Raw genomic sequence first — 13,273 nt, 5'->3', positions numbered from 1 at the left:
ATCGTTAAGGACACCATGAGCAAGCCTGAGACTACCGCAGCCACGAATTTTCTCCGCCCGATCGTTCAGGCCGACCTGGATTCGGGTAAGCACACCAAGATCGTCACGCGCTTTCCGCCTGAGCCCAACGGCTATCTGCACATCGGTCATGCCAAGTCGATCTGCCTGAACTTCGGTTTGGCCAAGGAGTTCGGCGGCGAGTGCAACCTTCGCTTCGATGACACCAATCCGGCGAAAGAGGATCAGGAATACATTGATGCGATCAAGAGCGACGTTCAGTGGCTCGGTTTCCAGTGGGCGGGTGAAGAGCGCTACGCTTCGAACTATTTTGGCCAACTGCACGATTGGGCTGTCGAGCTGATCAAGGCGGGCAAAGCATATGTTTGCGATTTGACGCCCGATCAGGCCCGGGAATACCGCGGCAGCCTGACCGAGCCGGGCAAGAACAGCCCGTTCCGCGAGCGTGCCGTGGAAGAAAACCTGGACCTGTTCGCACGCATGAGGGCCGGCGAGTTTCCTGATGGAGCCAAGGCGTTGCGCGCCAAGATCGATATGGCCTCGCCGAACATGAACCTGCGCGACCCGATTCTCTATCGGATCCGCCATGCGCATCATCACCAGACGGGCAACGAATGGTGCATCTACCCGAGCTATGACTTTACCCATGGCCAGTCGGATGCCATCGAAGGCATCACCCATTCGATCTGCACCCTGGAGTTCGAAGACCATCGTCCGTTGTATGAATGGTTCTTGGAGAACCTGCCAGTTCCGGCGCGACCGCGTCAGTATGAATTCGCGCGTCTCAACTTGAACTACACGATCACCAGCAAGCGCAAGCTCAAGCAGCTGGTGGATGAAAAGCACGTCAGCGGCTGGGATGACCCGCGCATGTCGACCCTCAGCGGCTACCGCCGTCGCGGTTACACGCCGGCTTCAATTCGTACCTTCTGCGACATGATCGGTGTAAACCGCGCAGGCGGCGTCGTCGATATCGGCATGCTCGAATTTGCCATCCGCGAGGACCTGGACGCCAATGCGCCGCGCGCAATGTGCGTGCTCAAGCCCATCAAAGTGGTCATTACCAACTACCCGGAAGGCCAGGTGGAAAACCTGGAACTGCCGCGCCATCCGAAGCAGGACATGGGCGTGCGTCAGCTGCCGTTCTCGCGCGAGATCTACATCGATGCGGGGGACTATGAAGAAAATCCTCCCAAGGGCTTCAAGCGTCTCGAGCCCAATGGTGAGGTGCGCTTGCGCGGCAGTTACGTCATTCGCGCCGATGAGGCGATCAAGGATGCCGAGGGCAATATCGTCGAGCTGCGCTGCAGCTATGACCCGGAAACGCTCGGCAAGAATCCTGAAGGTCGCAAGGTCAAAGGCGTCATCCACTGGGTGCCGGCCGCCGAGAGCGTGGAGTGCGAAGTGCGCCTGTACGATCGCCTGTTCCGCTCAGCCAACCCGGAAAAGGACGAGGACGGTGGTAGCTTTCTGGACAACATCAACCCTGAGTCCCTGATCGTGCTCAAAGGTTGCCGCGCGGAGCCGTCGCTGGCCTCGGCCGAAGCCGAAGAGCGTTTCCAGTTCGAGCGTGAGGGCTATTTCGCGGTCGACCTCAAGGACAGCCAACCGGGCGCGCCTGTGTTCAACCGTACCGTGACTCTGCGCGACTCATGGGGAGGCCAGTAATGGCGCTGGCGATCTACAACACGCTGACCAAGGCCAAGGAACCGCTCAAGCCGCTGATTGGCAATCAGGTGCGCATGTACGTGTGCGGCATGACGGTCTATGACTTCTGCCACATTGGTCATGCGCGGGTCATGGTGGCGTTCGACGTCGTGTCGCGCTGGCTGCGCCATCGTGGCTACGAGCTGACCTACGTACGCAACATCACCGATATCGACGACAAGATCATCCGCCGCGCGCAGGAAAATGGCGAAAGCTTCGACGCGCTGACTGATCGCATGATCGCTGCGATGCATGAAGACGAGGCCCGTCTGAATGTGCAGCGTCCTGACCTTGAGCCGCGGGCCACCGACCACATCGCTGGCATGCACGCCATGATTCAGACCTTGATCGACAAGGGTTTCGCCTACGCGCCCGGCAACGGCGACGTGTACTACCGGGTCGGGAAGTTTGTCGGTTACGGCAAGCTCTCTCGACGCAAGATCGAGGATCTCAAGATTGGCGCCCGCATCGAGGTCGATGAGGCGAAGCAGGATCCGCTGGACTTCGTGCTCTGGAAGGCGGCCAAGCCGGGTGAGCCGAGCTGGGAATCTCCATGGGGTGCAGGGCGTCCTGGCTGGCATATCGAGTGCTCGGTCATGTCCACCTGCTGCCTGGGCGAGACCTTCGATATCCATGGCGGCGGCCCGGATCTGGTCTTCCCGCATCATGAAAACGAGATCGCGCAGAGCGAAGCCGCGACCGGCAAGCAATACGCCAACGCTTGGATGCACGCCGGCGCCGTACGCGTCGATGGCGAGAAGATGTCCAAGTCGCTGGGCAATTTCTTCACCATCCGTGAGGTGCTGGAGAAATACCAGCCAGAGGTCGTGCGCTACTTGCTGGTATCGAGCCACTACCGCAGCCCGATCAATTATTCCGAAGACAGCCTGAAGGAAGCCAAGGGGGCGCTTGAGCGGTTCTATACCGCGTTGAGGGGCCTTCCCGAGTTGCCTGCAAATGGCGGTGAGAGCTTTGTCGCTCGCTTCGGTGAAGCCATGGATGATGACTTCAATTCCCCTGAAGCTTGTGCAGTGCTGTTTGAAATGGCTCGGGAGATCAATCGTCTGCGTGACACCGACTTTCAAGCCGCTGCCGCTCTCGCAGCTCGCTTGAAAGAGTTGGCCGGTGTGCTTGGTGTGCTGCAGATCGATCCTGACGCGTTTCTGCAATCCGGTGCTGCTGGGACGGTGGACGCAGCCGAAGTCGAAGCCCTGATCGCCGCGCGCTTGCAAGCTCGTGCTGACAAGAACTGGGGCGAATCCGACCGGATTCGTGATCAGCTCACAGCCATGGGCGTGGTGTTGGAAGACAGTAAGGGTGGAACGACCTGGCGACTCGCCGAATAGCTGATCTGGCTCTTCAAGAGGCCGCCTTGTGCGGCCTTTTTTGTGGGCGCCCGGTAACCACCGATTCGAGAAAATGGACAGGCTTCATCACTATGTGATCAGACGGGTGAGGCGATCAGCTCGGATACAACCCCTCGGCACGCAACCGCTTGTAAAGGGTGTTGCGGCTCACGCCCAAGTGCCTGGCCAGATGCGAAACGTTGCCGCGACAGGCCTCGAATTGAGAACGCAGCGGCTGATTGACTGCAACGGGCGGCGGGCTGACCTTTGCCACCTTCGAGGAAATGTTCGTAGGCAACGCACGGTCTCCCGCCACGTCAAGATCCGCGAAAAAGTCGTCCGGTAAATGCTCTGCGCGAACTGGCTGGTCGCCGGCCAGTGCCAACGCAACCTGGATCACGCTGCTCAGCTGCCGGAGGTTGCCCGGCCAGGGGTGAGAATCAAGCAGCCGCTGTACGTCCGGCGTGAGCCCAGCCCACTGCTGTGGTTCACGATGTTGCTCCCAGATGCGTTGAATCAGCGCCTGCCTGTCGCGCCGATGCCTCAGCGGCGGCAGCTCGACGCTCAGCCCGCTGACCCGGTAGAACAGATCTTGGCGAAAACGACCATTCTCGACTTCCTCCCTTAGTGAACGGTTCGTCGCACATATCAGGCGGAAGTCGACGGGGACGGGCGCTCCGCCACCGAGCGGCTGGACGCTGCGGTCCTGCAGCACGCGCAATAGGCGCGCTTGCAGGCTCAACGGCATGTCGCCAATTTCATCGAGAAAGAGTATCCCACCGTCGGCCTTGCGAATCAGACCGAGGCTGCCTTTCTGGTGGGCACCGGTGAAGGCACCTTTCTCATAGCCGAAGAGTTCGGATTCGATCAGTTCGGCAGGAATCGCGGCACAGTTCACCGCAATGAGAGGCGAGCTGGCACGTGAGCTCGCGGCATGCAGGGCCTTGACCAAGACTTCCTTGCCGACACCGGTCTCGCCGTGCACGAGCACCGGAACATCCTTCTCGAGCATCAGCTGTGCTTGGCGGACCACTTTATTCACCTGCGGATCGCCCTGGTCGATGTCCGCCAGTTCCAGATGCTGCCCGGAACGAGAAGGCTTGCGGAAGTCTCGTGGCTGGACGCGCGGTCTCAGCGGGCGCCGAACCAGGCCGTGGAAGCGATGCCGTCCCATGGCACGCAGGAGCATGGGCTGCTCTTCCGGTTGATTGAGCAACTGTAGAAGCGGGACGTCGAACAGCTGGTCGATCCGGGTGCGTGTCAGGGTCACGCCTAGCAGGTTGTCGGCACGTCGGTTGGCTGAAACGATCAGGCCTGACTCGTCGAACACCAGCAATCCGGCCCATTGGCTGTCCAGATTGTCCTGCCCGGTATTGAAGGTCAGCTGAAAGTAATCGTCATTGAACAGATTGAGGATCAGCCGGTTCTCCACCGACTGAGTCATCATCTTGACCATGCCGAGCGTGTGGGACGGCGGCAGGTAGCTGTCGCTGGATACATCGAGCACGGCGATCAGCTGGCGCTGGGCGTCGAAGATCGGAGATGCCGCGCCGGACAGATAGCGGTTCGCCTTGAGGAAATGCTCATCACGTTGAATGTGCACGGCCTGCCCGCTGGCCAGTGCTGTGCCGATGGCATTGGTACCGGTATCGCGCTCCATCCAGCTCGCGCCGGGATTGAAACCGCGTTGTTGAGATGGATCCACAAAACGTCGATCGCCCCATGACTCCAGTAATCGCCCAGCGCTATCGGCCAGCAGAATCAAACAGCTGGAATTTGAAAGGATGTTTTCGTAGTAGGGCAGGACTTCGCGCTGAGTGGTTTGCACCAGACTGCGTTGGCGTTCGAGCAATTCGTTGACGTCTCGCTCAGCCGGTTGACCGAAGCTGGGAATACTGTGGGGTTGCAAGCCATAGCGCTCGCAGCGACTCCATGAATCTTCGATCAGGGTTTGGTGTGAGATGGACTGGGCTGAATCGGCCATGTTGCCTCTCTGACGATGCATGTTCTTATTTTTATTGACTGCAGCCGTGGCGGCGCCTTGAACAGTTTTGTTCATTTCTGAGCACTGTCAATGTTCACTTTTGTTCATTTTGAACAGTCGAGAACGGGTATTCCCGCGTCGGCTCATGAGCTAGAGCGGGTGGGGGCGGGTGGCACGGATATCGCTATGCATCCTTCACAACAATTAGAAGGATGCGGCATGTCCCTCACGCTGGAACACGTTACCAAGACCGTCGATGGCCAAGTGCATATCGATGACGCGAGCCTGGTTTTCGAACCGGGGTCGTTCAACGTCCTGATCGGGCGGACGCTGTCGGGTAAGACATCGCTCATGCGGCTCATGGCAGGCCTGGACAAGCCTACCCGGGGGCGCATTGTGATGAATGGCGCCGACGTTACGGACGTGCCGGTGCGCAGGCGCAACGTGTCGATGGTGTATCAACAGTTCATCAACTACCCAACGCTGAGTGTTTTCGAAAATATTGCCTCGCCGTTGCGGCAGGCAGGTGTGAGCAAATCGGAGATCGAGCGCAAGGTTCGTGAGACTGCCGAAATGCTGCACATAGAGGGATTTCTCAAGCGCCATCCTCTGGAGCTGTCGGGCGGCCAGCAGCAACGAACAGCCATGGCCCGTGCACTGGTCAAGGATGCCGATCTGGTGTTGTTCGACGAGCCGCTGGTCAATCTCGATTACAAGCTCCGTGAAGAGCTGCGTCAGGAAATGCGTGAGTTGTTCAGGACTCGTCGCAGCATTGCCGTATACGCCACTACCGAGCCCAACGAAGCGCTGGCGTTAGGCGGAACCGCAACGGTGCTGCACGAAGGGAGGGTGATACAGAGCGGCCCGACTTCAGAGGTATACCACCGGCCGAGCCAGATGCTCAGTGCCGAGCTGTTCTCCGAGCCCCCGATCAACCTGCTGCCGGGTCGCATCGCGGCCAATGAGGTCAGCTTCCAGGATTGTCTGCATTTTCCACTCAATGCCGATCTACGGGCCTTGGGTGAAGGTGAGTACCGCTTTGGCGTACGACCTAGCCATATCGGTCTCGTACCGTCCAACGATGATGATCTGGAAGTATCCGGCATGGTTGAACTCGCGGAAATCAGCGGTTCGGAAACCTTCCTTCATGTGCGCAACGAGCATTTCAGTCTGGTGCTGCACCTGCAGGGCGTACATGACTACGCAGTGGACTCGCCGATCCGGGTGTATATCCCGACCCACAAGTTGTTCGTCTTCGATGCCTCGGGCCAGCTGGCCCAGGCACCGGCGCGGCGTGCCTGAGGAGGGCGTTATGGCAGAGATTCGCTTGCAGAACCTGGCCCATAGTTACAGCGCGCAACCAAGTGGCGCGGCGGACTATGCCATCCGGGAGATGGACCACGTGTGGGAGCAGGGCGGCGCCTACGCCCTGCTGGGCCCCTCAGGATGCGGCAAGTCGACGTTGCTGAATGTCATTTCCGGCCTGCTCAGCCCCTCGGAGGGGAAAGTGCTGTTCGATAGCCGCGAAGTGAACAGGCTGACTCCCGAACAGCGCAACATCGCTCAGGTTTTTCAGTTTCCAGTGGTGTACGACACCATGACGGTGTTCGACAACCTGGCTTTCCCGCTGCGCAACCAGGGCGTGCCGGAAGCGCGAGTTACCAGCAAGGTTCACGAAATCGCCGAGGTGCTCGATCTGCATCCGCTGCTCAAGCGCAAGGCCCGGAACCTTACAGCGGACGAGAAACAGAAGGTGTCCATGGGGCGTGGACTGGTACGAGATGACGTTTCGGCAATCCTTTTCGACGAGCCGCTTACCGTTATCGACCCGCATCTGAAGTGGAAACTGCGGCGCAAGCTCAAGCAGATACACGAGCAGTTCAACATCACGATGATCTACGTCACGCACGACCAGCTGGAGGCCTCGACCTTCGCTGACAAGATTGCCGTGATGCATGGCGGGCAGATCGTCCAATTCGGTACGCCACGGGAACTGTTCGAACGGCCACAGCATACATTTGTCGGCTTTTTCGTTGGCAGCCCAGGGATGAACCTGATCGAGGTGCGCGCTGAGCAGCGCGGTGTCGGCTTCGGAGATCTGCATCTGCCACTGTCCGATGCGCTCGCGGCTCGTTTGCCGGAATTGACACAAAGCCGCCTGCAGATCGGCATCCGCCCCGAGTTCGTTCAGGTGACCGAGGAGCCAGCAGCCGGCGCAATGCAGGCCGATATGGTGCGGGTTGAAGATCTAGGGACTTACAAAATCGTCACGCTTCGCCTGGAAGGGCATTTGCTGAAGGCTCGCTTACCTGAGGATCAGCCCGTTCCGAAGGGGCAGGCCTGGGTGGGGTTCCCTGCCCAGTGGCTGATGCTCTACGCCGATGATCGGCTGGTGGAGGAGAGGGCATGACCAAGGTCCAGAACAACCGTGCCTGGTGGTTGGTGCTGCCAGTGTTTCTGTTGGTGGCATTCAGCGCGATTCTCCCGATGATGACCGTGGTGAACTACTCGGTTCAGGACATCTTCGATTCCTCGACCCGGTTCTTCGTGGGTGCGGACTGGTACCGCCAGATACTTCATGACCCTCGGCTGCACGACTCACTTTTGCGGCAATTCATTTTCTCCGGTTGCGTGCTGCTTATCGAGATCCCGCTGGGTATCGCCGTTGCGCTGACCATGCCGACCCGTGGCCGCTGGGCGTCGCTGTGCCTGATCGTGATGGCGATTCCGCTGCTGATTCCATGGAACGTGGTCGGCACCATCTGGCAGATATTCGGGCGCGCCGACATCGGTTTGCTGGGATACGGGCTGCGTGAGCTGGGTATCGACTACAACTATGCATCCAACACGCGAGACGCGTGGGTGACGGTCCTGGTCATGGATGTCTGGCACTGGACCTCTCTGGTGGCATTGCTCTGCTACTCGGGATTGCGGGCGATCCCTGACGCTTATTACCAGGCCGCGCGCATCGACAGGGCGTCTTCCTGGGCGGTGTTTCGCTACATACAGCTGCCGAAGCTAAAAAGCGTGCTGCTGATTGCCGTGATGCTGCGCTTCATGGACAGCTTCATGATCTACACCGAGCCATTCGTGCTTACCGGCGGCGGCCCGGGAAATGCCACCACCTTCCTCAGCCAGACGCTGACAAAAATGGCGGTCGGGCAGTTCGATCTCGGCCCGGCGGCGGCCTTCTCGCTGATCTACTTCCTGATCATCCTGCTGGTGTCCTGGGTGTTCTACACCGCCATGACCCATGGCGACCAGAAATGAAGAGGGACTGCTGATGAACCTGCGCAAGCGAGCGGTACTGATCCTCTACATCGCTTTCCTGATGGTGCCGATCTACTGGCTGGTCAATATGTCGTTCAAGAGCAACACCGAGATTCTAGGCGGGCTGACGCTGTGGCCTCGGGACCTGACGCTGGATAACTACAAAGTCATCTTTACCGATCGCAGCTGGTACAGCGGCTACATCAACTCGTTGTACTACGTCTGCCTGAACACGATCATTTCATTGACGGTGGCATTGCCAGCCGCCTATGCCTTTTCCCGCTTTCGCTTTCTCGGCGACAAGCACCTGTTCTTCTGGCTGCTAACCAACCGGATGGCGCCACCGGCGGTATTTCTGTTGCCGTTCTTTCAGCTTTACTCATCGATCGGGCTGTTCGACACCCACATCGCAGTGGCATTGGCGCACTGCCTGTTCAACGTGCCTTTGGCGGTGTGGATTCTCGAAGGTTTCATGTCCGGTGTGCCCAAGGAAATCGACGAAACGGCATACATCGACGGCTACAGCTTTCCCAAGTTCTTCGTGAAGATTTTCATCCCCCTGATTGGTTCGGGCATCGGGGTCACGGCGTTCTTCTGCTTCATGTTCTCGTGGGTCGAGTTGCTATTGGCGCGCACTCTGACGTCGGTTGATGCCAAGCCGATCGTCTCGGTGATGACACGGACCGTCTCGGCTTCAGGGATCGACTGGGGTGTGCTGGCTGCTGCCGGCGTGTTGACCATTCTGCCGGGCATGCTGGTGATCTGGTTTGTCCGCAATCATGTCGCCAAGGGCTTCGCCCTCGGCCGCGTATAGGAGTCGCTCATGAGCTGGATGGCATGGACCGCGCCGACCACGGCTTTTTTCGCCGTCATTGGTGTAATGCTGGCGCTGATGAGCGCCTGGGAACTGAGGCGACCTTGCGTTCCGCGCAAAGGTTTTCTGCCTATCGTTACCACCCGGGGCGATCGGCTATTCATTGGACTTTTGGGCAGCGCCTATTGGCACCTTCTGCTGATAGGGCTGACCGACTGGAGCATCTGGATAGCGTCCGCGCTGTCTCTCGTCTGGTTGTTTGCAGTGATGCGCTGGGGTTGAGCCTTGTGGCCCATCCCTCCGAAAAACCCAAAGGAGGTGTTTATGTTCGAGAATAAAAACAACACCCGACATGGCATGGCGCTCACGGCCCTGCTGATGTTGTCCGGCTTTGCAGGTACGGCATGGGCCGATGCCTATGAGGATGCGGCGAAAAAGTGGATCGAGTCGGAGTTCAATCCATCGACGTTATCGCCGGAACAACAGATGGAAGAGTTGCGTTGGTTCATCAAGGCCGCCGAGCCGTTTCGTGGCATGGAAATCAACGTCGCTTCGGAGACCATCACCACCCACGAGTACGAGTCCAAGACCCTCGCTCGTGCATTCAGCGAAATCACCGGCATCCGCCTGCGCCATGACCTGATGCAGGAGGGCGATGTCGTCGAAAAGCTGCAGACGCAGATGCAGTCCGGCAAGAACATCTACGATGGCTACATCAACGATTCCGACCTGATCGGCACCCACTTCCGTTATGGCAAGGCAGTTGCCATCAGCGACATGATCGAGGGCGAGGCGAAGGATTACACGCTGCCAACCCTCGATCTAAAAGACTTCATCGGGATTTCCTTTACCACCGGGCCGGACGGCAAGATCTATCAGCTGCCGGTTCAGCAGTTCGCCAACCTCTACTGGTTCCGCGCCGATTGGTTCGAGCGCGATGACCTCAAGAAACAGTTCAAGGAGCGTTACGGCTATGAACTCGGCGTGCCGGTGAACTGGTCGGCTTACGAGGACATCGCCGAGTTCTTCAGCAAACACGTCAAGGAGATCGACGGGCAGCGCGTGTACGGCCACATGGACTACGGTAAGAAAGATCCTTCACTGGGCTGGCGCTTTACTGATGCCTGGTTTTCCATGGCTGGTGCTGGAGACAAGGGATTGCCAAACGGGCTGCCGGTGGATGAGTGGGGTATTCGGGTAGAGGACTGCCATCCAGTTGGCTCCAGCGTTGCCCGCGGTGGCGCTACCAATGGCCCGGCGGCAGTGTTCGCTACGCAAAAGTACGTCGACTGGATGCGCGAGTACGCCCCGCGCGAGGCGCAAGGCATGACATTCTCGGAGTCGGGCCCGGTTCCGGCGCAGGGCAATATCGCCCAGCAGATCTTCTGGTATACAGCCTTCACGGCCGACATGACCAAGCCGGGCTTGCCTGTGGTAAACGAAGATGGCACGCCAAAATGGCGGATGGCGCCATCGCCCAAAGGTCCGTATTGGGAGGAGGGTATGAAGCTCGGCTACCAGGACGCGGGCTCCTGGACATTCCTCGATTCGACCCCCGAAAAGCGGCGCCTGGCAGCGTGGCTATATGCGCAGTTCACAGTAGCGAAAACCGTGTCGCTGAAGAAAACCTTGGTTGGTCTGACACCTATCCGTGAGTCGGACATCAACTCTGATGCCATGACCGAGGCCGCGCCTAAGCTCGGCGGGCTGGTGGAGTTCTACCGCAGCCCGGCTCGGGTGCAGTGGACGCCCACCGGAACCAACGTTCCTGACTACCCACGTCTTGCCCAGCTTTGGTGGCAGTACATTGCCGAAGCGGCCAGTGGCGACAAGACGCCTCAGGAGGCTTTGGATGGGCTAGCCGAGGCTCAGGACACCATGATGGCCAGACTTGAGCGGGCCAAGGTGCAGCCCAAGTGCGGCCCCAAGATGAACGAGCCGCGTGATCCGCAATACTGGCTGAGCCAGCCTGGTTCGCCAAAACCCAAATTGGAAAACGAAAAACCACAGGGTGAGACCGTCAGCTATGACGAGCTGATCAAATCCTGGGAGCAGGAGCGTTAGTTGCGGCAAGTAGCTCCTGGCAAAACGGCACCCTCGGGTGCCGTTTTTCGCTAGCTCGTCAACTTGCCACAATCGCAGCTGCCATCAATCGTGCAAATGCTCGGCCGCATGCAAAGTGTTCTCCAACAAGCAGGCTCGTGTCATGGGCCCCACCCCACCTGGAACTGGGGTGATCCAGCCCGCACGCTGTACAGCAACATCGAACTCCACATCCCCGACCAGTTTTCCGTCGGCTTGGCGATTGATGCCGACATCGATGACGATGGCGCCTTCCTTGATCCACTCGCCTTTCACCAAACCGGTGATGCCGGTCGCCACCACGATCAAATCAGCACGCTTGACGTGATCAGCCAGGTCATTGGTAAAGCGGTGCGTGACGGTGGTCGTGCAACCTGCGAGCAACAGTTCAAGGGCCATCGGCCGACCTACGATGTTTGACGCACCGACTACAACGGCGTTGAGGCCATGTAAATCGACGCCTGTGCTTTCGAGCAGCGCCATGATGCCTTTTGGCGTACAGGGGCGCAGCAGCGGCATGCGTTGGGCGAGGCGGCCGATGTTGTAGGGGTGGAATCCATCAACGTCTTTGTCGGGGCGGATGCGTTCGAGCAATTGCGATGCATCCAGGTGCTTGGGCAGCGGAAGCTGTACGAGAATCCCATCTATGAGTGGGTCCTCGTTGAGCTGATCGATTAGCTGCAGCAGGTCGTCCTGGGTGGTCGAGGCGGGCAGATCATGAGCGGTAGATTTGAAACCTACTTCTTCGCAGTCTTTACGCTTGTGAGCGACATATACCTGCGATGCTGGATCAGTGCCAACAAGGATCACTGCCAGTCCCGGTACTCTGAGGCCTTGCTGAGAGCGCTCGGCGACTCTGCCTGCAATCTGCTGGCGAATGGTGGCAGCGATCTTTTTACCGTCGATCAGTTGTGCGGTCATGACGCGTGATTAACCATCGGGGAGGATTGGAAAAGGACGCGCATTCTCGCACGGCGGCTCCGTTCGGCAAAGGCGATGCAACGGTGGATTCCCGTAACTCCTTTACCAGGCTGAAATTTTTTCGACTTTGCTGTTGACGAGGTCCAGGCAGGCCATTAAGATTCGCCCCGCTTGTCGAGCACAGCCTGCTGCTGGGTAAGACGGCTTTTGAAGGTCATTCCTTCACTCGCCGGAGCTTGAAGTCTGCGCTCAAATTGAATGCAGATAAAAGCGCCCGTAGCTCAGTTGGATAGAGCATCCGCCTTCTAAGCGGATGGTCGCAGGTTCGAGTCCTGCCGGGTGCGCCATTCCGGCTCTGGCACAAGCAAAGGCAATATGGTGGGCGTAGCTCAGTTGGTAGAGCACAGGATTGTGGCTCCTGCGGTCGTGGGTTCGAACCCCATCGTCCACCCCATATTCCGAAACGCCAGGCTTAGCCTGGCGTTTTTGTTAGAAGTTTGCGGACGTGGTGAAATTGGTAGACACACCAGATTTAGGTTCTGGCGCCGCAAGGTGTGAGAGTTCGAGTCTCTCCGTCCGCACCATCTAATGGTTTCCTGGCCTCTCATGAGGACACGGAAATCCCTGAAAGCCCCGTAATAGGGGCTTTTTTGTGTCTGTTGATTATCAGCTTTTTTTAGTAGCTGCCGTGCCAGCACGGATCAGGGTGTACTAAAATGTGTCCCAAACGAATGTGACCGAGGTTTTTGGACACATGGCGCTTTCAGACACCGCTGTGAGACAGGCAAAGCCGGCGCACAAGGACTATACGATCAGCGACAGCAATGGGCTGGCGTTACTTGTGCACCGCAACGGTAGCAAGTACTGGACATTTCGCTACAGCCACCAAGGCAGAAAGCGAAAGATGTCGTTAGGCGTTTATCCAGACGTCTCTCTCAAGCGTGCGCGGGAGAAGCGGGATGAGTGCCGAGTCCGACTTGCCGACGGTTTGGACCCTTCCGAAACAGCATTGGACACCGAGGTGTCCAAAAAGCTTTTTCGCGAGGTCGCTGACGATTGGGATGCCTTTCGAACCCCTCGTCTTACGCAGGGCCGTAAGGGTTCGGCCGCACAAGCACGACGTTACCTGGA

At 58.5% G+C, this 13,273-nt stretch carries 11 protein-coding genes and 3 tRNA genes; 12 read left to right on the top strand and 2 right to left on the bottom strand.

What is annotated here, in order from left to right:
- The first annotated feature begins 15 nt into the window (after positions 1 to 15).
- Complete coding sequence (locus EA797_RS17200) at positions 16 to 1,686, top strand: glutamine--tRNA ligase/YqeY domain fusion protein (RefSeq protein ID WP_122167437.1); 1,671 nt, start codon at positions 16 to 18, stop codon at positions 1,684 to 1,686.
- Positions 1,686 to 3,071 carry a cysteine--tRNA ligase gene (gene cysS / locus EA797_RS17195; protein ID WP_122167435.1) on the top strand — a complete coding sequence of 462 codons (1,386 nt, stop codon included), beginning with the start codon at positions 1,686 to 1,688 and terminating at the stop codon, positions 3,069 to 3,071. Before EA797_RS17200 ends, cysS begins: the two co-directional genes overlap by 1 nt.
- A 115-nt stretch (positions 3,072 to 3,186) precedes the next feature.
- Here the strand turns inward: cysS and EA797_RS17190 are convergent, their stop codons facing one another.
- A complete protein-coding gene (locus EA797_RS17190) occupies positions 3,187 to 5,055 on the bottom strand; it encodes a sigma-54-dependent Fis family transcriptional regulator (RefSeq protein WP_122167728.1) in 1,869 nt (622 codons plus the stop codon).
- A gap of 219 nt (positions 5,056 to 5,274) precedes the next feature.
- Between EA797_RS17190 and EA797_RS17185 the strand changes: the two genes are divergently transcribed.
- From EA797_RS17185 to EA797_RS17160, 6 genes are read left to right on the top strand one after another with little or no spacing between them, the layout of a single operon-like run.
- Complete coding sequence (locus EA797_RS17185; RefSeq protein WP_122167433.1) at positions 5,275 to 6,357, top strand: ABC transporter ATP-binding protein; 1,083 nt, start codon at positions 5,275 to 5,277, stop codon at positions 6,355 to 6,357.
- A 10-nt stretch (positions 6,358 to 6,367) separates the two neighbouring features.
- Entirely contained in the window at positions 6,368 to 7,465 is a 1,098-nt protein-coding gene (locus tag EA797_RS17180) for an ABC transporter ATP-binding protein (protein WP_122167431.1), read from the top strand.
- Positions 7,462 to 8,325, top strand: coding sequence for a carbohydrate ABC transporter permease (locus EA797_RS17175; RefSeq protein ID WP_122167429.1), 864 nt, complete (start codon positions 7,462 to 7,464; stop codon positions 8,323 to 8,325). Before EA797_RS17180 ends, EA797_RS17175 begins: the two co-directional genes overlap by 4 nt.
- Before the next feature lie 13 nt (positions 8,326 to 8,338).
- Positions 8,339 to 9,139: a carbohydrate ABC transporter permease gene (locus EA797_RS17170; protein ID WP_122167427.1), complete on the top strand. Its 801-nt coding sequence runs from the start codon at positions 8,339 to 8,341 to the stop codon at positions 9,137 to 9,139.
- A 9-nt stretch (positions 9,140 to 9,148) separates the two neighbouring features.
- Entirely contained in the window at positions 9,149 to 9,421 is a 273-nt protein-coding gene (locus EA797_RS17165) for a DUF2160 domain-containing protein (protein WP_122167425.1), read from the top strand.
- A gap of 42 nt (positions 9,422 to 9,463) precedes the next feature.
- On the top strand, positions 9,464 to 11,203 hold the full coding sequence (locus EA797_RS17160; protein WP_122167423.1) for an ABC transporter substrate-binding protein: 1,740 nt from the start codon (positions 9,464 to 9,466) through the stop codon (positions 11,201 to 11,203).
- An 84-nt stretch (positions 11,204 to 11,287) separates the two neighbouring features.
- Here EA797_RS17160 and folD read toward each other — a convergent pair whose 3' ends face one another.
- Complete coding sequence (folD, locus tag EA797_RS17155) at positions 11,288 to 12,142, bottom strand: bifunctional methylenetetrahydrofolate dehydrogenase/methenyltetrahydrofolate cyclohydrolase FolD (RefSeq protein WP_122167421.1); 855 nt, start codon at positions 12,140 to 12,142, stop codon at positions 11,288 to 11,290.
- A 270-nt stretch (positions 12,143 to 12,412) separates the two neighbouring features.
- On the opposite strand from folD, the gene EA797_RS17150 reads away from it, so the two are divergent.
- The 4 genes from EA797_RS17150 to EA797_RS17135 form a co-directional block, all read left to right on the top strand.
- A tRNA-Arg gene (locus EA797_RS17150) sits at positions 12,413 to 12,489 on the top strand.
- Positions 12,490 to 12,520: 31 nt separating this feature from the next.
- Positions 12,521 to 12,596 (top strand) — tRNA-His (locus tag EA797_RS17145).
- A 45-nt stretch (positions 12,597 to 12,641) separates the two neighbouring features.
- Positions 12,642 to 12,726 (top strand) — tRNA-Leu (locus tag EA797_RS17140).
- Between the two features lie 170 nt (positions 12,727 to 12,896).
- On the top strand, positions 12,897 to 13,273 hold a 377-nt coding region (locus tag EA797_RS17135; protein ID WP_147456824.1), incomplete at its 3' end, for an Arm DNA-binding domain-containing protein.

It is taken from the genome of Stutzerimonas zhaodongensis (genome assembly GCF_003696365.1).
GTDB classification, from domain to species: domain Bacteria; phylum Pseudomonadota; class Gammaproteobacteria; order Pseudomonadales; family Pseudomonadaceae; genus Stutzerimonas; species Stutzerimonas zhaodongensis.
This window is presented reverse-complemented; position numbering and strand designations above follow the sequence as displayed.